Below are 21,109 nucleotides of genomic sequence, written 5' to 3' on the forward strand. Positions count from 1 at the left end.
AAACATTTTTTAAGCCGAGCTCAGGTTAACTAGTGAGTTAAAACACGCCCTGCTCCTAATGCAACGGTTTCATCCCAATATGACATCACAAATATTAGAGACCTGCTAAACAATGTATGAGAACACATAGGCATTGCATTGAGTGGTATAAAAATAAAAGAGAAGAGAATAATTCGAAGAGTGCTTGTTACTATAACGACAACTATTAGCAGTAGTCCTTAATGATAACTTACCTTAAAGATTTTCAAGAATTTAAAAAGAAAAAGCCAGCGGCGAAAACGCAGCTGGCAAACCATCAAAAATTTTAAATCGATTGACTCAATAAGAATCCAAAGTGGGTACTTAGTGGTTATGTGTCCTGGAGCATAACCACTAAGTTCCGTGCTTTGCCGCTGCTTAGTTAACTGAGAGAGCATTCACTTACCTAAGCAACAATTAAATAGTAATCATTCTCATTTTCAATGTCAACAATATTTTGAAATTGTTTAAAAATAAAACTACTGCTAGGTAATTTATTTTTTTAGTTTCGCAAAGGCATCAGCAAAAGCGTTGCCCATAGCGGCATTGTCAATTTTTTTCGGTTTTGTCGAACCCGCATTTCTATTTTTGTGATTACTATTCTGGTGAGGTTTTTTAGGTTGGCTCTCTGCTGATTGCGCTTTATTGTTCTTACCTTGCGCATTATTTTTAGTTTGATTAGCTGAACTCGCTTTTTCATCTAAACGCATGGTTAAGCTAATACGCTTTCTGGCAATATCAACTTCGAGTACTTTCACTTTAACAATATCGCCCGCTTTAAGTAATTCACTCGGATCACTCACAAACTTGTCGGTAATAGACGAAATATGTACTAAACCGTCTTGATGAACACCAATATCAACAAAGGCACCAAAGTTAGCCACATTAGAAACAACCCCTTCTAACACCATACCAAGCGTTAAATCCGCCATAGTATTAACGCCTTCAGCAAAAGTAGCCGTTTTAAATTCAGGGCGCGGATCGCGATTAGGTTTAATAAGTTCATTAATAATTTCTTTCACGGTCACTTCACCAAAGTGCTCATCAGCCACTGTTGCTGCATCAACCTTGCTCAGTGCAGTTTCATTATTAAGTAACTGTAAGGCATCAAGGTTTAATTGCTTAACAATACGCTCAACAACGGGGTATGTTTCAGGGTGCACCGCAGATTGATCTAATGGGTTATCGCCATCAACAATTCGTAAAAATCCAGCCGCTTGCTCGAAAGCTTTCGGACCAAGACGAGCAACTTTTTGTAACTGGCTTCTATTAGTAAAGCGCCCTTCGCTATCACGATACGCAACAATGTTATTCGCCATGGTTTTGGTTAACCCTGAAATGCGTGTTAATAGTGCCGCGGAAGCGCTATTTAAATCAACGCCAATGGCGTTTACACAGTCTTCTACTACATCATCAAGGGTGTTACTTAGTTTACTTTGACTTACGTCGTGTTGATATAAGCCGACACCTATTGCTTTTGGGTCTATTTTTACTAGCTCAGCTAACGGGTCTTGTAAACGACGAGCAATTGATACCGCACCACGTAACGACACATCTAAATCAGGAAATTCTTTAGCCGCAAATTCAGAGGCTGAATAAACAGAAGCGCCAGCTTCGCTAACCACTACTTTAGTCGGTATAACAAGGTTAGTTTTAGCTTCATCGTTATTTAGCGCTTTAATTAGCTCATCAATGAGCTTGTCACTTTCACGTGAACCTGTGCCATTACCAATCGCTATTAATTCAATTTTATACTGACGACATAAATTCACTAAAGTGCGTATCGATTTATCCCAATGGTTTTGTGGAGCATGAGGAAAAATAGTGGTGGTATGTAATAGCTTTGCGGTGCTATCAACAATGGCAATTTTACAACCTGTTCGTAAACCAGGATCTAACCCTAAAGTTACTTTAGCGCCAGCAGGTGGAGCCATTAATAAATCATGTAAGTTATTAGCAAATACTTTAATCGCTTGTTCTTCTGCTTGTTCTCTTAATTGCGTTAACAGTTCAGTGGTTAAGCTTTTGCTCAATTTCTCTTTCCAGGTGAGCTGCACTACTTTGGTTAAAAATTTTGCTCCGGCTTGTTGCGTTAGGCGTAACGTTAGGTGTTCACTAATAACCTGTTCAGCACTTGAAACACGCTGGCTTTCCTGCCCTGGGTCAACATCTATCGACAGTTGAATAAATCCTTCATTTCGTCCACGTAACATCGCTAACATACGGTGCGACGGGACATTGCGGAGTAATTCGTTATGATCAAAGTAATCACGATACTTGGCCGCTTCTTGTGTTTTAGCTTTAACAACACTACTTGTTAAGTGTGCTTGTTTAAGAATATGTCGACGTAACTTTTGTAATAACGCGGCATCTTCACTAAAGCGCTCAGCAAGAATATAACTTGCCCCTTCAAGTACTGCGGCTTCATCAGCAAAACCCGCCTCAACATTAATATAATTTTTAGCTTCAACTTCTGGGTTAAGCTGCCAATTATTGAATAGCTGATTTGCCAGCGGCTCAATACCCGCCTCACACGCGATTTTTCCTTTAGTGCGACGCTTAGGCTTATATGGTAAATATAAATCTTCTAAGGTAGTTTTATTATCTGCATTATCAATTAACTGATTCAGCGCAGGGGTAAGCTTACCTTGTTGCTTAATATTGGTTAGAATAATTTGACGTCTGTCATTAAGCTCACGTAAATAGCTCAAGCGCTTTGCCAAGTGGCGTAAGTGGTTATCGTCTAACCCTTGAGTCGCTTCTTTACGATAACGCGCGATAAAAGGCACGGTTGAGCCGTCATCAAGTAAGGTAATAGCGGCATTAATTTGTGACGTACTAACTTTAAGTTCTTGAGCGATTGTGTCAGCAATAGTTAACATTAAATTGCAATTCCAACTAAGAAAAAATAAAAGCAAATCATAACAGAAAATAACTTTAGCGAAAATCAGCAACTGCTATGGGTGGTAGATATTTTATAGTGGCTTACAAGTAATCATTAATGGCTATTAATGTGCATATAGCGTAAGTGAAGTCAGAGAAGCATTTATTAAACCAAGATCAGGTTAAATAATGTTAACTATTCGGCAGATAAGTTATTACGGTTTGGGTCTAACCGCATTTCCTCCTGAGGATTTGGCTTGATATGCAGCTTTATCAGCTAAATTAAACAGTGCTTTATAATCAAATACATCTTGTTCAGTAGAAGAAACGCCGAAACTACCCGAAATATTAACTTCATCATGATTAACATTAAGTTGCTTAATAAGCGCTCTAATCATTTCAGCTTTCTGAATAGCCTCTTGCTTTGAGCAATTAGGTAGTACTAATAAAAATTCATCTCCTCCCAAGCGAACGGCAGTATCTTCTAATCGGCAATTTTTTTGTAAAACACCAGCTACTTTTAGTAAAACGTCATCGCCCTGTTCATGGCCAAAATTGTCATTAATGTATTTAAACTTATCAAGATCAATCATGATTAAGCTTAGTGGGTGGGCATGACGTTTGACTTGACTTAACGATTTACGTATCGCTAAATGTAAATAATAACGATTAAATAAACCGGTTAGCTGATCGGTCATCGCAATTTTTTCAAGCTCTTTCTTTTGTAAAATCACTTGTTGATACAAGTGGCGCGTATCGATAAGATTTTTAACTCTTACCGCCAATTCGGCCTGTAAAACCGGTTTAGTAATAAAATCATTCGCTCCTACTTTTAATGCGCGAATTCTTTCATATGAATTACTAATTGACGATATTGCCAGAATAGGAATACTTTTCTTTTCATCACTACGTGCTCTGATCGCTTGAATAACATCAATACCATCGCGATCACCGGGTAAAATAATATCTAGCAATACTAAATCGTAATGATTATTTGCAAAGGCTTCGATACTTTCATCTGCCGAAGTAAAGTGCTCAACGGTCAGACCCATTTGCGCAAGAATCTCCATAGTCATGTTTGCTAATGTTAAGTGATCTTCCACATACAACACATGTCCTGAGCTTTCACAAACAACCAACTCACCTTCACTAATATGAGCGAGTGTTTTTTTCAACTCGGTAATATCCATTTTTTGACATACTGCATTAATATCAGCAGTGTGCATTTTGTCTAATTTACCCTGCTCAGTTTCACTCGATAATATAATGATAAAGGCATTACTTTGCCGTGATTTCAACTGATGGGCGAGTTCAACGCCTAGCATGTCAGATAGTTGCATTGAAACACAAACTAAGCCAAAGTCATTACTTTCACAGGCCTTAAGCGCCTCTGCACCTGAGGTAACTTCTTCGGGTATAATTGAGTAACCGTACAAAAACTCTTTTAATAGCGCTCGATAGGTTTTAGAAGAATCAACAATTAACGCTTTCATTGATACACAGCCTCAGAGTAAATAATCTTAACTCAATTATGGTAGGTATTTTTATATATGCCAATCACCTATACTTGACCCGTTGCTTAACCTAACTTAATAATGACCCCATGAAAAAATCAAACTACATTACTCGCGCTGGTTGGGATCGACTCGATCAAGAGTTAAAATTTCTCTGGAAAGACGAACGTCCTAAAATAACCCGTTCGGTAAGTGAAGCGGCAGCCCAAGGCGATCGCAGTGAGAATGCTGAATACATTTATGGTAAGAGACGACTACGCGAAATTGACCGCCGAGTGCGATTTTTAATGAAGCGTACTGAAGAGTTAACCATAGTTTACCCTGACCCACAGCAAGAGGGCCGTGCATTTTTTGGTGCTTGGGTTACCTTAATTAATGAAGCCGACAAAGAGTTTGTCTATCGTATCGTTGGACCCGATGAGTGGGACGTAAAACGTGGCGAGATTAGTATCGACTCACCTATGGCACGCGCCTTACTAGGTAAAGCGGTTGACGATGAAGTAGTGGTACAAACTCCTGAAGGTGAAAAAATATTTGATATTATTGCCATTGCTTATAAAAAATAGTGTGTCACTATCAATAATCAAATTGAAACCCTATCTGAATATGTGCGCCACGCATCCATTTTTCGCCATCAAGGGTAACAGTATCTAGCGTACTTGCCACATCAATATTGATAAATTTCATTACTGTTATTCCCGCATTGAGGTAAGAAAGCTGCGACCCTGCTAAATTACGGCTAAAACCAATTCTCGCACTAGGTAACCACCAACTATCATTTGCGTAACCGCCTGTGATTGTAAGCCATTGATATCTATCTTTCATCGGGTCAACAGTAGGGTTTGCATCAAGCTCAGCATTAAGGCTCCACTGCCTGTCATCAGTATAAATACCTGCTTCAAGCTTTACTTGACGCTGCATAGTAAAAGACTTGTGGCTAGATAGTTTACGTATAATTTGTAAAGAGTTGAAATCGTCTTCCAGCTCAGGGTATTCATAAGTATTTTCAATGAGGTTAGTAACAGATGCACCGACTTGGTAATTATCTGTCGCCCACACTAGCCCTAAGTCAATATCAAAACCGTTTTCATAGATGAGGTCGGCATCTTTAATGTCATTAAACAATGCTTCAGAATCAGTAACATCACCTAATCGCGTACTCACATTTGTTAAACCTACACGATAAAAGTTAGGCTTTACCCCCCAATATAAGTTCCCAGCTCCCGAAGATAATGCTTTAGCACTGTATGCTAGTGAAGCTCGAAAAACCGTCGTGGCTTTTACCAGTAGTAAACTGTCATTATCGATGCTTAATTTCACCTTTTGATTAGCCGGATTATAAAAAAGGGTAATACCTCCTGATAAGTCAAGCGCTTGAACTGGATCGCTTTCATTGAAGTCGGGTATAGTCTTTAATTGCGTTCTCGCTTGTTCACTATCAAAGTTAATATCTTCAAAAATGCCTACAGCTTTAGCATTACCCTTAAAATCAGTGCTAAATAGCAAACTGCCACCGTAAAAATCATCGCTCAAGACAAAACTGGCATTTGCGATAGCTTCAGCTTTACCGTAACCTTCGGTAGTAATTAATGCTAAAACTCCTGCCGTGGTTAGCACTTTATCTTCTAAAACGTCGATTCGGTCCTCTAATTCAGGATACGCTTGAAACAAGTCCTCCCATGTGTAATCTCTAATAGGGTTTTCTAGGCTAGGTGGAGATCCTGGGGTACCCTCATCTTCGCTTGGTGAAAATTGCGACGATATATCATCTATTTTTGCAAATAACTCATCTAAATCGCCATATTCCAAACCCGCACCAAACTCAATAATACCTCCGGTCATCACGTAAGGATCGTTTCGCTCAATCACTAACGCCGCAGCGGCTGGATTACCCGCATTAGTTAGCGCGCGCTGCGAGTAGTTTAACCCTCCGCTTGGATGGCTATTAGCAAGCGCCTTTATTGGTATTAACAAAAGTAATAAAGAGGTAATAAAAAAGATATTAACATTTTGAAGTGGTTTGTTAATCGTATATGGCGACATCAAGAAAGAGTATGTCAAAATAGTAATCACCTTAAAAAAATAAACTACCTAAGAGCTGTTGAACTTTCAGAGGTAAAATTTATTCAATTTAAAACGGATTTAATTGCAGCCCGAGTTTTTTATTATAGTTATTCTATTAAAAAGCGAGCAACCATGGATAAATCTATTTTTTATCAAAATCACCACTAAAATTAGCATACAACTCAAAAATGGCTAATAAAGTAGTGATTAAAAAAATAGCGACATGCTTTTACTATTTAATGAGCCTACTGCGTACTGGTGTCTGACAAACATCAAGTACTGGAGGTGGCTTTTTATAAAAAAAGGCATTGTCACGAGCACGTCGCTGAGCAATACGTTTAGCAAAAGCTTTATTATCGGTATTTTCCACTTCAATAATTAACTGCTCTTGTGCTGGTACATCAGCCATTAATTGCATTTGAGTGATCACCGTATGTTGTGCTGCGCTAATTGGCTTTTCGCCTTCTATTACACTGGTACGCTGTATTGCTTGAATATGCTGCATACCATAAACCACACGACCAAAAATCGTCATAATGCGATCTAAATAACGCGGCGCTTGCCCTATTACAAAGTAAAAATGACTTGAGGCACTGTCGGGATCATTACTACGCGCCATTGCCAAGGTTCCGGGGCAATGCGTTAGCCATGCCTGACCACCTTGCTCGTTTTGATGAGTGGCCAATGCGAAACCGGCTTTAAAACCTGTTTGCTCTGCAAATAAATCGGATTGTTGCACTGGCGTAAATGACCAATTTTTATCGATGCTCCATTCGCCCTCAATCGCTAACGTGGTCACTGCTTTATCTTTTACACTGCCGTCTTTAGGTCCTGCTTGTGCGACAAAACCATCAATAACACGATAAAAAGCCGTACCATCATAAAAGCCTTGCTGCACTAATTGGCTAAACTGCTTTACATGATTTGGTGAAAATTGTGGTGCTAGTTCAATAACTACTTTACCGTGCGGCAACGTCAGTAGCACCGTCTTTTTAGGGTCTAACTGCCGCCATAAACTCTCATTGGGCTCACTAGGTAAACTACTTGCTGTGCTATAAGCCGGCTTAATCGCCGCAAAAAATGTTATTGCAGTAAGAGCTAGCCCTAAAGTAACTTTAGATAAAAACAGTTTATTCATAATCAACATCAAATATATGCCAAGAAAATTAAATGCTATCATAGCGGTTTCAAAAATTTAAGTTGGAGTTTTATTCGTGAACAAAAGTGTTATTACCAATATTATTGCCGTAACGGTAACGCTATTAGGGTACTTTACCAACCAAGCAATTATATTTACCGTGGGTATTTTTGCCTTATCAGGCGCTATTACTAACTGGTTAGCAATACACATGCTCTTTGAAAAAGTGCCTTTTTTATATGGCTCTGGCGTAATACCAGCACGTTTTGACGAGTTCAAACTGGCGATAAAACAATTAATGATGGAGCAATTTTTTACTGAAGATAATATCGACCGCTTCTTGTCCAACAGTTCAGGTAAAGCCAGTCCATTAAACTTAACTCCTGTTATTGAGAAAGTTGATTTAACATCTGCATTTAACAACTTAGTCGAAGTTATTGAACAATCGTCATTTGGCCCAATGCTTGCCATGGTTGGCGGCAGTGAAGCAATCCAGCCGATGAAAGCGCCTTTTATTGAAAAAATGAAAGCCTCAATACAAGAAATAAGTCAAAGCGAGCAATTTAATACACTACTACGTGAAGAGTTAGAGCAGCCCAACATGATTGCCAGTATGCGTGACAAAGTGAGCGACATTATTGATAAGCGCCTAAACGAACTAACTCCTCAGTTAGTAAAAGAAATCATTCAAGCGATGATAAAAAAGCACTTAGGTTGGTTGGTTGTTTGGGGTGGTGTGTTTGGTGGCGCTATCGGTTTAATTGCTGCATTAACTAAAAACTTTTAGTCACTAGGCAAAGACTTATAAAACAATCAATAAAAAATGTAAAAATTAGTCTTAATATTTAGCGAAAATACCACAAAAATCGCTTTAATTTCGCCCTGTGCTTAGGGTATGCTTGAATGATTAAAATTTGGGAAGTATTGCGAGTAATAGCAATGACGCTTTATTCAGTTTTTCCCGTACAACATAAGGTAAACTTCTGTCATGTTTGGTAGTTTAAAGGCTTTGCCTGCCGATCCAATTTTAGGATTATTGGCTAAATATAGAAAAGACACTAACCCAAATAAAATCGATTTGGGTGTTGGCGTATACAAAAATGAAGCAGGTCATACTGCTATTCTTAATTGTGTAAAAAAAGCTGAGCAACACCGCCTAACTACCGAAGACACCAAAGTTTACATTGGCCCTACAGGCTCTGAGCTATTTAATGTTGAAATGGCTAACTTAGTTTTTGGTCAAAACCATAAAGTATTAACTGAAAACCGTGCACGTACTGTGTCAGCTCCAGGTGGTACAGGCGCATTACGTGTTGCTGCTGAATTTATTAAATCATGTAAAGCAGGCGCTACTGTTTGGGTAAGTAACCCAACATGGGCAAATCATACGGGTTTATTTGAAGCGGCTGGCTTACAAGTTAAAACTTACCCTTATTACGATTACGAAAACAAAGGCTTAGACTTCGACGGTATGTTAGCAGCACTGAAAGAAGTGTCTAGCGACGACGTAGTATTACTACACGCTTGTTGTCATAACCCAAGCGGTATGGACTTAAACAACGAGCAATGGCAACAAGTTGCTGAAGTAGCAAAAAGCGTTGGTTTTACACCATTAATCGACATGGCTTACCAAGGTTTTGGTACCGGTTTAGATGAAGACGCTTACGGCTTACGTTTAATGGCTGAAACTGTTAACGAAATGATTGTATGTAGCTCATGTTCTAAAAACTTTGGTTTATATCGTGAACGTATTGGTGCTTGTACTATTATTGGCGAATCAGCCCTTAGCGTAGATATTGCTAGTTCAGTATTACTTTCTGTCGTTCGTGTTATTTACTCTATGCCACCAGCACACGGTGCCGCTATTGTAGAAACCATTTTAAGCTCTGATGAGTTACGTAACGAATGGCACAGCGAGTTAAAAGAAATGCGTGACCGCATTAACGGTAACCGCCAACTATTAGTTGATAAGTTAATTGAAAATGGCGTAACGCGCGACTTTAGCTTTATTGCTCGTCAAAGCGGTATGTTCTCTTTCTTGGGTATTACCCCAGAGCAAGTACAACAACTACAAGACGAATACAGCATATACATGGTCGGTTCAAGTCGTATGAGTATTGCTGGTATTGCCAATAGTAATGTTGATTACTTAGCGCAATCTATTGCAAAAGTTTTATAACTAACACTTTGCAATAAAAACAGGCTGGGCTTTTTTTACGTGAATAGCGTAAAATAAGGTTCAGCCTTTTTTATTGGCTATTTTTAATATTCAACACACCTTATAGGAGCACCTTGTGACTGTGCCAGGCAACTTATTCATTCTTTCAGCACCAAGCGGCGCTGGTAAATCAAGCCTAATCAAGGCATTACTTTCACAAGAAAATTCGGTTGCAACACGCCCAATGCAGGTGTCGGTATCACATACTACTCGCGCACCTCGTCCTGGTGAAAATAATGGCGAACATTATCATTTTGTTAGTGTAAATGAGTTCAAAAAACAAATTAGCAAGAATGCCTTTTATGAATATGCTGAAGTGTTTGATAATTACTACGGTACTTCTGAAGTCGCTATTGATGCACAACTTGCGCAAGGCATTGATGTTTTTTTAGACATTGACTGGCAAGGTGCCCAGCAAGTTCGCATGAAAAAACCCTCAGTGACTACTATTTTTATTAGCCCCCCCTCAAAACAAGAGCTTGAAAAGCGTTTACGTAATCGCGGTCAAGACAGTGAAGAAGTAATTGCCAGCCGCATGGCACAAGCGCAAGCTGAATGTTCTCACTATCAAGAATTTGATTACATTATTGTTAATGACAATTTTGAGCAAGCCGTCAGCGAATTAAACGCAATTGTATTAAATCAGCGTTTAAAATGCCGTCAGCAAGCACAAACTCACGCACAACTATTTGCAGAGCTGTTAAGCGACGCGTAGTTTATTAGCAAGTAGTATTTGCAATGACATAACCGCAGCGTTAATTTTTCTTGCTTAATTAGCAAGCGCTAAGTAAACTATGCGGCTATTTTGTAAGTTGTTTTATTTTATTAGTTGGAGTGACCAAATGGCTCGCGTAACTGTTGAAGATGCCGTAGAAAAAGTCGGTAATCGTTTTGATTTGGTGCTAGTTGCATCACGTCGTGCTCGTCAAATTGCTACGGGCGGAAAAGATCCATTAGTTGAAGTTGAAAACGACAAGCCAACGGTAATTGCTTTGCGTGAAATAGAAGCTGGCTTAATCACTACTGATGTAATGAACACTTCTGACCGTAAAGAGCGCATTCAGCAAGATAATGCTGAATTAGACGCAGTAGCAGCAATTGTTGGTGGTCAACAACAAGACGAATCAGGTCAAATTTAAGCGCGCTCTTCTCACTGAACCGTTTATTATTTAACCATTAAAACGCGTACCTTATTCTGCTTACAATCAGAAGCAAGGTTACGCGTTTTTTATTGCTTTGCATTTAACAAAAATGCCGCGTATTCTAGTATTTATTCTCCCGTTTTTAGTTATTTGGAGTAGTCAATGTACTTATTTGAACCCCTAAAAGAACTCTGCTCAACCTATCTATCAAAAGTACAAATTGATTTACTTAAACATGCCTACATTGTGGCTAGAGATGCCCACGATGGCCAAATGCGTTCAAGTGGTGACCCTTATATTACTCACCCTGTAGCCGTCGCGATTAATTTAGCTAAAATGCACCTTGATCACGAAACCTTAATGGCGGCTTTACTTCATGATGTTATTGAAGATACTGAAGTTACTAAAGAAGATTTAGCGGCATTATTTGGTGATACCGTTGCTGACTTAGTTGAAGGAGTTAGTAAACTCGACAAGCTTAAGTTTGATAATAAAGAAGAAATGCAAGCGGAGAACTTCCGTAAAATGGTACTTGCCATGGTGCAAGACATTCGCGTTATTTTAATTAAACTCGCTGACCGTACTCACAACATGCGCACCTTGGGTTCATTAAGACCCGACAAGCGTCGCCGTATAGCTCGTGAAACCTTAGAAATATATGCACCCATTGCCAATCGCTTAGGTATTCACGATATAAAAAATGAATTAGAGCAATTAGGCTTTCAAGCACTTTACCCTATGCGCTCTCGTGCACTAGGCTCTGCAGTAAAAAGCGCACGCGGTAACCGCAAAGCCATTGTTGATAATATTCAAAAAGAAATCTTATCACGCTTAGAAGAAAGTGGAATTGAAGCACAAGTACAAGGCCGTGAAAAACACTTGTATTCTATTTACCGTAAAATGCTCAATAAAGAGCTAATGTTCAACGAAGTAATGGATATATACGCCTTTCGCGTTATTGTTCATGAAAAAATTGATAACTGTTACCGCGCGTTAGGGGCAATGCACAACTTATTTAAGCCGATTGAAACTCGTTTTAAAGACTATATTGCTATTCCAAAAACCAATGGTTATCAATCGCTACATACTTCTTTAATTGGTCCGCACGGTATTCCTGTTGAGATTCAAATTCGTACCCAAGATATGGATCAAATGGCTGATAAAGGGGTTGCTGCGCATTGGCTTTACAAACAAGATGGCGACAATAGCGATACCACTGCACAAATGAAAGCCCGTCGCTGGATGCAAAGTTTACTTGAATTACAGCAAAGTGCTGGTAGCTCATTTGAATTCATTGAAAACGTTAAGTCTGATTTATTTCCCGAAGAAATTTATGTATTTACCCCAGATGGTCGCATTATTGAACTACCAATGGGCGCTACCGCGATTGATTTTGCTTACGCAGTGCACACTGACGTTGGTAACTCTTGTGTGGGCGTTAAGGTTGATCGCAAACCTTTCCCTATGAGTAAACCAATAGATTCAGGGCAAACTATTGAAATTGTTACCTCAAAAGCGGCTAGACCTAATGCAACGTGGCTAAACTTTGTGGTAACCGCTAAGGCACGTTTACAAATACGAACCTACCTGCGTAGCCGTGAAAAAGATGAATCGCATACTTTAGGTTTACGCTTATTGAGCCATGCGCTGGGTAAGTCTAAATTAGCAGATATTAGCCAAGAAAAAATTGCAGAAGTTGTAAAACAAAGCGGTTATAGCACTTTTGATGAGCTGCTAACCCATATCGGCTTAGGCAACGCATTAAGCATTGGTATTGCACGCCGCTTAACTGATGAATTTACCGAAGATAACGACAATACCGACACTAATCGCGCCAAAATGCCAATTAAAGGTACCGAAGGCATGCTCGTTAGTTACGGCAAATGTTGTCGCCCTATTCCGGGTGACGCTATTTTAGCTTACTTAAGCCCAGGTAAAGGGTTAATGGTGCATCAACAAGGCTGTCGTAATATCAAAGGTCATGAACAAGGGAGCTTATTCCCAGTAAAATGGGACAGTGATATTAATAAAGAGTTTATTGCTAAGTTACGTGTTGAAATTGTTAATCACCAAGGGGCACTCGCCTTACTAACCAATGTGGTCGCTAAATGTGGCTCTAACGTCCACAGCTTAAATTCTGGCGAGAAAGAAGCCGGTTTATATGTAATAGACATGGAAATAACTTGTCGCGATCGCATTCACTTAGCTGATATTATTAGAAAAATTAAAGTAATGGTTGACGTACAACGCGTCATCAGAAATAAATAATTATTGAATTAGGAAGAAGTATGAAAAGCATTATTAATACCGAGCAAGCTCCAAGCGCAATTGGTACATACAGCCAAGCTGTAAAAGTAGGCAACACTGTGTATTTATCAGGTCAAATCCCATTGATTCCTGAAACAATGGAAGTGATTGAAGGCGGCTTTAGTGAGCAGGCTGAACAAGTATTTAAAAACTTAGTGGCAGTATGTGAAGCGGCAGGTGGCAGCATTAACGATATGGTTAAAGTGAACATTTTCATGACCGATTTAGATAACTTTGCCACAGTTAATGAAATAATGAGTCGTTATTTCAAAAAGCCTTATCCAGCAAGAGCGGCAATTCAGGTATCTAAATTACCTAAAGCCGTAGATATTGAAATTGACGGTATTATGGAACTGCCTAGCGTTAACTAAAAATAGGCTTCATTAATACTATTTAAGCTGCATTATCTACGCTGTGAGTTCAAGTCACTTATCGACATAAGCTCCATGAACTCACAGCTTGAAAGCTTTGCTTAAATAGCATTTATATTGCCTCTTGGGCTCGCTCAGACGAAGTATAAGTAGCTCATAAAGATTTTATATTAGATCATATTATTTAAAAGAATAAACCAACATGACTCCAGAAAGATTAGCACGCATAAATACCATGTTAGACAAGCGCCAACCAGATTTAACAGTCTGCATGGAAGGTCTTCATAAATCTCATAACTTAGCCGCGGTTGTACGTACTTGTGATGCCATTGGTATTAGCGATGTTCATGCAGTATGGAAAAGTGAAGAAGCTGAGGTGCGTGGTGGCAGTGCGGCCGGTAGTCAAAACTGGATTGACGTTCATAATTACCATAAAACAGCGGATGCCATTGCCGCGTTAAAAGCCCAAGGCATGCAAGTATTAGTAACTAATTTGTCAGATACTGCAGTTAATTTCACCGAAATTGATTATACCAAGCCAACAGCGATTATTTTAGGGCAAGAAAAATTTGGTACCTCAAAAGAAGCGCTTGAATTAGCAGACCAAGACATTGTTATTCCTATGGTTGGCATGGTGCAATCGTTAAACGTATCGGTGGCTTGCTCGGTAGTTTTATACGAAGCACAGCGCCAACGTGTTGCTGCTGGCATGTATGAGCAACCACGATTAAGTAATGAGCGCCGTCAACGCATTTTATTTGAAGGTGGGCATCCTATCTTTGCCGAGGCTTGTCAACGTAAAGGCTTACCTTACCCTGTTATTGACGAACAAGGTCAAATTGTTGCTGATGATGACTGGTGGCAAAAAATGCAAATGAACAAAAGTGCCTGGCAACATCTCGACGATTAAGCCTATCTAATCAACATTAGGAATGTAACGCCATGGCAATGGAGGCACTAAGTAAACTCTCACAAGTCCCCCTTTCAACATTAAAAGGTGTCGGACCTAGCTTAGCGACTAAACTAGAAAAGATTGGCTTACTTAGCGTACAAGATTTACTGTTCCATTTGCCATTGCGTTATGAAGATAAAACCCGAGTTACCACAATACGTGATTTAATCCCTGGGGTTTCCACCAATATTATTGGTGAAATCACCGGCAACCAAATTACGCAAGGTAAGCGTCGTATGCTGGTGGTTACCTTGCATGACGGCACTGGTAGTATTCAACTCAATTTTTTTAGTTTTTCTGCCAGCCAAAAAAACAGCTTAGCGATTGGTCGTACTATTCGCTGTTACGGTGAAATTAAGCGCGGTCCACGTGGCTTTCAAATTGTTCATCCAGAATACAAATCTCTTGATGATGACCGTGAATTAACCCCTGTTGAAGAAACGCTAACGCCTGTTTACCCCAGTACCGATGGGTTAAGACAACACTCCCTAAGAGCATTAACCGAACAGGCACTTATTCGCTTACAGCGCGGCAGCGTAGAAGAGTTACTACCGCCGAGTTTATTTTCAGAGCAATATAGCCTCAGCCAAGCCTTAGCGATTATTCACCGTCCGCCGCCAGATGTTTCAGTAGAGCAATTAGAATTAGGTAAGCACCCTGCGCAACTACGCTTAATTAAAGAAGAGTTACTCGCTCACAACTTGAGTATGCAAAAACTAAGACAAAGCAGTGATATTCATGATTCACTCGCATTGCATGGTAGTGAGCAAACTAAGCAAGCCTTTCTTGATTCTTTGCCTTTTGCGCCAACTAACGCACAAGCACGCGTAGTTGACGAAATAAAAACCGACCTTGCTAAACATCACCCAATGATGCGTTTAGTGCAAGGTGATGTTGGCTCAGGTAAAACTTTAGTGGCAGCATTAGCCTCGTTAACCGCGATTAGCGAAGGTTATCAGGTCGCGCTGATGGCACCTACCGAAATACTAGCCGAGCAACATGCAATAAACTTTGCTAAGTGGTTCGAGCCGCTTAATATTTCAGTAGGCTGGCTTGCAGGTAAAACCAAAGCAAAAGCACGACGATTAGCGTTAGAGCATATTGCCAATGGTGATATGCAAATGGTGATAGGTACACACGCTTTATTTCAGGCTGATGTTATCTTCAAAAACTTAGTGCTGATTATTATTGATGAACAACATAAGTTTGGCGTACATCAACGATTATCACTACGTGAAAAAGGTGTCTTCGATAATAAATATCCGCACCAACTGATTATGACAGCGACTCCTATTCCACGCACCTTAGCGATGACCGCTTATGCCGATCTTGATACCTCAGTAATTGATGAATTACCACCGGGGCGCACCCCTATTAATACCATAGCCCTGCCTGACTCACGCCGTGATGATGTGATTGAGCGTATTAGACAAGGTTGTATTAATGACAATCGCCAAGCTTATTGGGTTTGTACCTTAATTGAAGAGTCCGAAGTTTTACAATGCCAAGCTGCTGAAGATACTGCGCTTTATTTAAAAGAACAGCTTCCTGAGTTAACCATAGGCTTAGTGCACGGGCGAATGAAAGCAATTGAAAAACAAGAAATAATGGACGGTTTTAAAGCCGGCTCTATTGATTTACTGATTGCCACTACCGTAATAGAAGTGGGCGTTGATGTACCTAACTCTAGCTTAATGGTAATAGAAAACCCAGAGCGCTTAGGTTTAGCACAACTGCATCAACTACGCGGTCGTGTTGGTCGAGGCTCAGTCGCATCACATTGTGTGCTAATGTACAAAGCACCATTGTCAAAAACCGCGACTAAACGATTAGCAGTATTACGTGAGAGTAATGATGGCTTTGTCATTGCAGAAAAAGATTTGGAAATACGCGGACCTGGTGAGTTATTAGGCACACGTCAAACGGGCTTAGCCGAGTTAAAAATTGCCGACCTAGTACGCGATGGCTACTTAATTAGTGAAATTCAACAAAAAGCTTACTTAATATCACGCCAACACTCTGAATATATGCAACCATTAATTCAACGTTGGTTAGGTAATAAAGAACAGTATTCTAATGCTTAATTAAAAACAATGATAATGTTGGTATTACCTAAGGAAAGTGAATGTCAGTACAAATATTATTAAAAACCTTGTTGTTTATATCACTGTTAATACTAACTAGCCTCTCGGCGATAGCAAAATCAATTGATAACACACTCACTATTGAGTACACCTTAGCGGGTAAAACCACCATTATTATTGGTGAAAAAACAAAACAGGGTTATCGCTTTAATAAAAGCTCTACTAAAGTGGTTCATTTAGCAACCACTAGCTGGCCTCCTTATATTAGCGAAGGTAATTGCAATAAAGGTTGGGTGTTTAAGCTTGCAGCCGCACTGCTAGTTAGCAAAGGTTATCAAGTTAATATTAACTTTTACCCGTGGGCACGCTCAAAAATGCTTGCCGAACAAGGGCTGGTCGATATTGTATTTCCTCAATATGATAATAGAAAAACAAATAACGCTGAGACTGTTACTACAAACAATCCACTTGTTTTAAGTGACCCCTTTCCTGGCGGAACCCTCTCGCTAATCACTCATAAAGATAGTGCCGCTTTAAAGGCTGATGATTTAACCATTTTATATAATAAAGTGGTTGGGGTCGTTAGAGGCAATAACTACACTGTAGAAATAAATAATATGGTCAATACACATATTTTTTCGGTCGTGGAAGCGGTCGATGAGCTACAGCTGGTTAGGATGATGGTAGCAAAGCGTGTTGATTTTATTTTAGGTGATCGGAAAGTGTTTAATCATAGCGTCACTATTAGCAAACTTTCTGATACGGAAAAGCGCGACTTGCTACAACAGTTAAAATTGTTGGAGCCTAGTTTAGCTGAACATCCGTTGTTTTTTGCGTTAAGTACCAAAAGGCCACATTGGCAATCATTACAAACAGATCTTAATGATGCGTTACAACGCTTTAAAGTCTCAGGAGAAACTCAGCGCTTTATCGACAAAAACGCTACATTTCGCTGCTACCAACCTGAAATAGAGTACACTCCTTTATAATAGTGCTAAGTAGCAGCGACATATTTAGCCGTTAGTGCGCTTCATCCCAGTTGTCTCCAATGCCATATTCGGCAATAAGAGGCACACTCAGTTCAACGGCATTATTCATTAACGCTACGAGCTTTTGTGTCGTTTCTTCAACAATATCTTGATGAATTTCAAAAATTAATTCATCGTGTACCTGCATAGTCATTTTCACTCGGTCATCATTTTGCTCAAGTAGCCACTGATCAACCGCTAACATTGCCTTTTTGATAATATCGGCTGCCGTACCTTGCATTGGCGCATTAATCGCAGCACGCTCTGCAGCTTTTTTACGCATACCATTTTTAGCATTAATATCAGGTAAATACAGACGACGACCAAAAATAGTTTCAACATAGCCTTGCTCTGTTGCTTGTTGACGAGTGTCTTCCATATAGGTTAATACGCCAGGATAGCGCTGGAAGTACTTGTCTTGGTACTCTTGAGCTTGCTGACGGCCAATATTAAGCTGTTTAGCTAAACCAAAGGCCGACATGCCATAAATTAAACCAAAGTTAATTGCTTTAGCACTACGGCGTTGATCTGTGGTTACTTCATCAAGCTCAACTGCAAAAATCTCAGCCGCGGTTGCTTTATGAATATCTTTACCTTCGCTAAACGCAGTCACTAAACCTTTATCGTTAGATAAGTGCGCCATAATGCGCAATTCTATTTGCGAGTAATCTATAGCGACAATTTTATGATCTTTGGGAGCAATAAATGCTTGGCGAATTTTACGACCTTGCTCACTACGAATTGGAATATTTTGCAGGTTCGGCTCAGTAGAAGATAAACGACCCGTTGCCGTTACCGCTTGATGGTATGATGTATGTAAACGCCCTGTTTTCGGGCTTACCATTAGCGGGAGCTTATCAGTATAGGTAGACTTTAATTTACTTAAGCCTCGGTTTTCTAATATGACTTTCGGTAACGGGTAATCGAGCGCTAATTCTTGTAACACTTCTTCTGCCGTGGAAGGCGCGCCTTTTGGTGTCTTTTTGATGACCGGAATTTTTAATTCTTCAAACAATATTTGTTGAAGTTGCTTAGGTGAGCCTAAATTGAAGCTCTTACCTGCTAAGTTATGCGCTTCAATTTCAAGTTCATCTAAACGCTGACCTAAACTATGGCTTTGTTGGTCTAAAACATCACTATCAATTAATACGCCGCCTTGCTCCATACGGGCTAATACCGGCAGTAATGGCATTTCTATGTCGTTAAATACACTTAATGGCTTTTCTGATTGCGCTAAGGCAGGGAAAATGGCTTGGTGTAAACGTAATGTAATGTCAGCATCTTCAGCGGCATAATAACCCGCTTTTTCAATATCTATTTGGTTAAAAGTTAATTGCTTAGCGCCTTTACCGGCAATATCTTCAAAGTGTACTGTGCTATAACCTAAATATTTAAGCGCTAGCGCATCCATATTATGACGTGTAGCAACGCTGTTATAACAGTACGACTCAATCATAGTATCAAACGCAATACCTTTAACTTCAATGTTGTACTGACTAAGGACGTTGGCATCGTACTTTAAGTTTTGGCCAATTTTTTTAATCTCAGTGCTTTCAAGTAACGGTTTCAACTGGGCTAACACCCAATCTCGGTCTAACTGCTCGGGAGCATCAGCATAATCATGCATTAACGGTACGTAAGCGGCTTTTCCGGCTTCAATCGCAAACGATAAACCTACCAATTCAGCTTTCATATAATCAACGCTGGTGGTTTCGGTATCAAACGCAAAGGCGATACTGCTATTAAGTTTATCTAACCACTGCTCAAAAAGCGCTTGGTCTAAAATGATATCGTATTGGCTCTCACCGACCTCAGCAGCAATAACTTCAACTTCACTTGCGCTGTTTTTTGGCGCGGCGGCTTTTACAACCTCGGTATTGTTAGCGCTAGTTTTACCTTTAGTGAGATCGGCTAATAACCTTTTTAGTTCGAATTTTTGATATAGCGTAGTTAATGCTTCAACATCGGGTTCGCTAGCGGCTAGTTGCTCTGCGCTTTGTTCAAGCTCAACATCACACTTAATGGTTGCTAATTGATAAGATAACGGTAATTGCTCAAGTGCTTCACGTAAGTTTTCACCAATTTTACCTTTCACTTTATCAGCATTAGCTATAACACCTTCCAGTGTACCGTGCTCTGCTAGCCATTTAACCGCCGTTTTAGGACCACATTTCACCACACCTGGAATATTATCAACTTTGTCGCCCATCAAGGCTAAGTAATCAATGATTTGATCTGGGCGTACTCCAAACTTTTCACTAACGCCTGCCACGTCCATTTCAACATTGGTCATGGTATTTATTAAACGCACATGCGGCGTAACCAACTGCGCCATATCTTTATCGCCCGTTGAAATAACGGTTTCCATACCTTGCTCATCAGCCTGTTTAGCTAAGGTACCAATAACATCATCAGCCTCAACATCGGGGATCACTAATAACGGTAAGCCCATCGCGGTAATGATCTCATGTAATGGTGCAATTTGGCTACGAAGCTCGTCAGGCATCGGTGGACGATTAGCTTTATATTCTGGATACATATCATTGCGAAAGGTTTTACCTTTTGCGTCAAAAATAACAATGATATTACCGTTAGGGTAATCTTTTTTTAAGCTACCTAGCATGTTCAATACGCCAGTAATTGCCCCTGTCGGTTGACCATCTGCGGTTGATAGTGCTTGTAAATAAGGTACGTGATAAGCACGGAATAAATACGACGATCCATCCACTAAAATTAAAGGGCTTTTTGTACTTTCAATCGTGTTATTTTCAGAAGTTGAACTTTGAGAAGTTGTCATAAGATGTAGGCAAATAACTATAATAAACTAGGATAACGCTAAGCATGCCACAAAGCGCCTGCAGGCTCCACTATACAAAAAAACTTTATAGGATCTTCTTGTGGATAACCTTGTGAATAGGCACAAAAAATCGTCAAAGCAAGTGAGGATCTTACTTTGATCTTATTAGATCTATTTTATTGAATTCATTGAAAAAAGCGAAAAAGATAGGCTTTAAAATACACAATGTTATTATTTTTATCATTTGTGGATAAATTATTTATCGCTGTCAATTTACCTTGTGCAAAAAACAAACAAGATTATTTGATGACGTAAGAGATTATCAGAATTGGGCTTAATTACCAGCGGATTATTAAACTTTTTTTACAGAAAAAAGTGAGCTTAAAATAACAAAATAATCTAAGTCATTATTGGTGGGTGTTAGCTGGCAGCATGCTCGAAAATATAAATTTAAAGAATTCTTATTTAATTTTGGAGCCATAAAAAATTCATACGAAAAAGATAAAATAATAACAACAATGCGGTGGTTTATTAAGGTAGATAAACCACCGCTGTTGTTACCGCCGAAGTCATGTACTAATGTTCAGTAATTG

General features: G+C 39.5%; 15 protein-coding genes. 10 read left to right on the top strand and 5 right to left on the bottom strand.

Annotated features, from left to right (window positions below; translation table 11 throughout):
- Positions 1-512: 512 nt before the first annotated feature.
- Both KO495_RS15160 and KO495_RS15165 read right to left on the bottom strand, forming a co-directional pair.
- Positions 513-2,900 (bottom strand): Tex family protein, encoded by a 2,388-nt coding sequence (locus KO495_RS15160; protein ID WP_215981256.1) that lies wholly within the window; start codon positions 2,898-2,900, stop codon positions 513-515.
- Positions 2,901-3,116: 216 nt separating this feature from the next.
- A complete protein-coding gene (locus KO495_RS15165; protein ID WP_215981257.1) occupies positions 3,117-4,394 on the bottom strand; it encodes a diguanylate cyclase in 1,278 nt (425 codons plus the stop codon).
- A 110-nt stretch (positions 4,395-4,504) separates the two neighbouring features.
- Between KO495_RS15165 and greB the strand changes: the two genes are divergently transcribed.
- Positions 4,505-4,981 (top strand): transcription elongation factor GreB, encoded by a 477-nt coding sequence (gene greB, locus KO495_RS15170; RefSeq protein ID WP_215981258.1) that lies wholly within the window; start codon positions 4,505-4,507, stop codon positions 4,979-4,981.
- 10 nt (positions 4,982-4,991) lie between these two features.
- Here the strand turns inward: greB and traF are convergent, their stop codons facing one another.
- Together traF and KO495_RS15180 are read right to left on the bottom strand one after the other, a co-directional pair.
- Positions 4,992-6,476 (bottom strand): conjugal transfer protein TraF, encoded by a 1,485-nt coding sequence (traF, locus tag KO495_RS15175; RefSeq protein WP_252739003.1) that lies wholly within the window; start codon positions 6,474-6,476, stop codon positions 4,992-4,994.
- A 235-nt stretch (positions 6,477-6,711) separates the two neighbouring features.
- On the bottom strand, positions 6,712-7,617 hold the full coding sequence (locus tag KO495_RS15180; protein WP_215981259.1) for a peptidylprolyl isomerase: 906 nt from the start codon (positions 7,615-7,617) through the stop codon (positions 6,712-6,714).
- Between the two features lie 76 nt (positions 7,618-7,693).
- Here KO495_RS15180 and KO495_RS15185 point away from each other — a divergent pair, with 76 nt between their 5' ends.
- From KO495_RS15185 to KO495_RS15225, 9 genes are all read left to right on the top strand, one after another.
- Positions 7,694-8,404, top strand: a complete 711-nt coding sequence (locus KO495_RS15185; RefSeq protein ID WP_215981260.1) for a DUF445 domain-containing protein — start codon at positions 7,694-7,696, stop codon at positions 8,402-8,404.
- 201 nt (positions 8,405-8,605) lie between these two features.
- Entirely contained in the window at positions 8,606-9,796 is a 1,191-nt protein-coding gene (locus KO495_RS15190) for an amino acid aminotransferase (RefSeq protein WP_215981261.1), read from the top strand.
- 115 nt (positions 9,797-9,911) lie between these two features.
- Complete coding sequence (gmk, locus tag KO495_RS15195; protein WP_215981262.1) at positions 9,912-10,550, top strand: guanylate kinase; 639 nt, start codon at positions 9,912-9,914, stop codon at positions 10,548-10,550.
- 127 nt (positions 10,551-10,677) lie between these two features.
- Positions 10,678-10,974, top strand: a complete 297-nt coding sequence (gene rpoZ, locus KO495_RS15200; RefSeq protein ID WP_215981263.1) for a DNA-directed RNA polymerase subunit omega — start codon at positions 10,678-10,680, stop codon at positions 10,972-10,974.
- Positions 10,975-11,139: 165 nt separating this feature from the next.
- Positions 11,140-13,245, top strand: coding sequence for a bifunctional GTP diphosphokinase/guanosine-3',5'-bis pyrophosphate 3'-pyrophosphohydrolase (spoT, locus tag KO495_RS15205; RefSeq protein ID WP_215981264.1), 2,106 nt, complete (start codon positions 11,140-11,142; stop codon positions 13,243-13,245).
- A gap of 20 nt (positions 13,246-13,265) precedes the next feature.
- Complete coding sequence (locus tag KO495_RS15210) at positions 13,266-13,655, top strand: RidA family protein (protein WP_215981265.1); 390 nt, start codon at positions 13,266-13,268, stop codon at positions 13,653-13,655.
- Positions 13,656-13,857: 202 nt separating this feature from the next.
- The gene (gene trmH, locus KO495_RS15215; RefSeq protein WP_215981266.1) at positions 13,858-14,565 is read left to right on the top strand and encodes a tRNA (guanosine(18)-2'-O)-methyltransferase TrmH; all 708 of its coding nucleotides are present in this window, start codon (positions 13,858-13,860) and stop codon (positions 14,563-14,565) included.
- Positions 14,566-14,597: 32 nt separating this feature from the next.
- Entirely contained in the window at positions 14,598-16,691 is a 2,094-nt protein-coding gene (gene recG, locus KO495_RS15220; RefSeq protein WP_215981267.1) for an ATP-dependent DNA helicase RecG, read from the top strand.
- A 41-nt stretch (positions 16,692-16,732) separates the two neighbouring features.
- The gene (locus tag KO495_RS15225) at positions 16,733-17,680 is read left to right on the top strand and encodes a transporter substrate-binding domain-containing protein (protein ID WP_215981268.1); all 948 of its coding nucleotides are present in this window, start codon (positions 16,733-16,735) and stop codon (positions 17,678-17,680) included.
- A 31-nt stretch (positions 17,681-17,711) separates the two neighbouring features.
- Here KO495_RS15225 and polA read toward each other — a convergent pair whose 3' ends face one another.
- Entirely contained in the window at positions 17,712-20,516 is a 2,805-nt protein-coding gene (gene polA, locus KO495_RS15230) for a DNA polymerase I (protein ID WP_215981269.1), read from the bottom strand.
- Between the last annotated feature and the right edge of the window lie 593 nt (positions 20,517-21,109).

Origin of the sequence: Colwellia sp. D2M02 (assembly GCF_018860755.1) — a bacterium.
In the GTDB taxonomy this organism is placed as follows: Bacteria; Pseudomonadota; Gammaproteobacteria; order Enterobacterales; family Alteromonadaceae; genus Colwellia; species Colwellia asteriadis.

Bases quoted from the DNA above. Each gene is read 5' to 3' on its own strand.
- KO495_RS15160 (WP_215981256.1), bottom strand. From the start codon at position 2,900: ATGTTAACTATTGCTGACACAATCGCTCAAGAACTTAAAGTTAGTACG.
- KO495_RS15165 (WP_215981257.1), bottom strand. From the start codon at position 4,394: ATGAAAGCGTTAATTGTTGATTCTTCTAAAACCTATCGAGCGCTATTA.
- greB (WP_215981258.1), top strand. From the start codon at position 4,505: ATGAAAAAATCAAACTACATTACTCGCGCTGGTTGGGATCGACTCGAT.
- KO495_RS15180 (WP_215981259.1), bottom strand. From the start codon at position 7,617: ATGAATAAACTGTTTTTATCTAAAGTTACTTTAGGGCTAGCTCTTACT.
- KO495_RS15190 (WP_215981261.1), top strand. From the start codon at position 8,606: ATGTTTGGTAGTTTAAAGGCTTTGCCTGCCGATCCAATTTTAGGATTA.
- rpoZ (WP_215981263.1), top strand. From the start codon at position 10,678: ATGGCTCGCGTAACTGTTGAAGATGCCGTAGAAAAAGTCGGTAATCGT.
- spoT (WP_215981264.1), top strand. From the start codon at position 11,140: ATGTACTTATTTGAACCCCTAAAAGAACTCTGCTCAACCTATCTATCA.
- KO495_RS15210 (WP_215981265.1), top strand. From the start codon at position 13,266: ATGAAAAGCATTATTAATACCGAGCAAGCTCCAAGCGCAATTGGTACA.
- trmH (WP_215981266.1), top strand. From the start codon at position 13,858: ATGACTCCAGAAAGATTAGCACGCATAAATACCATGTTAGACAAGCGC.
- recG (WP_215981267.1), top strand. From the start codon at position 14,598: ATGGCAATGGAGGCACTAAGTAAACTCTCACAAGTCCCCCTTTCAACA.
- KO495_RS15225 (WP_215981268.1), top strand. From the start codon at position 16,733: ATGTCAGTACAAATATTATTAAAAACCTTGTTGTTTATATCACTGTTA.
- polA (WP_215981269.1), bottom strand. From the start codon at position 20,516: ATGACAACTTCTCAAAGTTCAACTTCTGAAAATAACACGATTGAAAGT.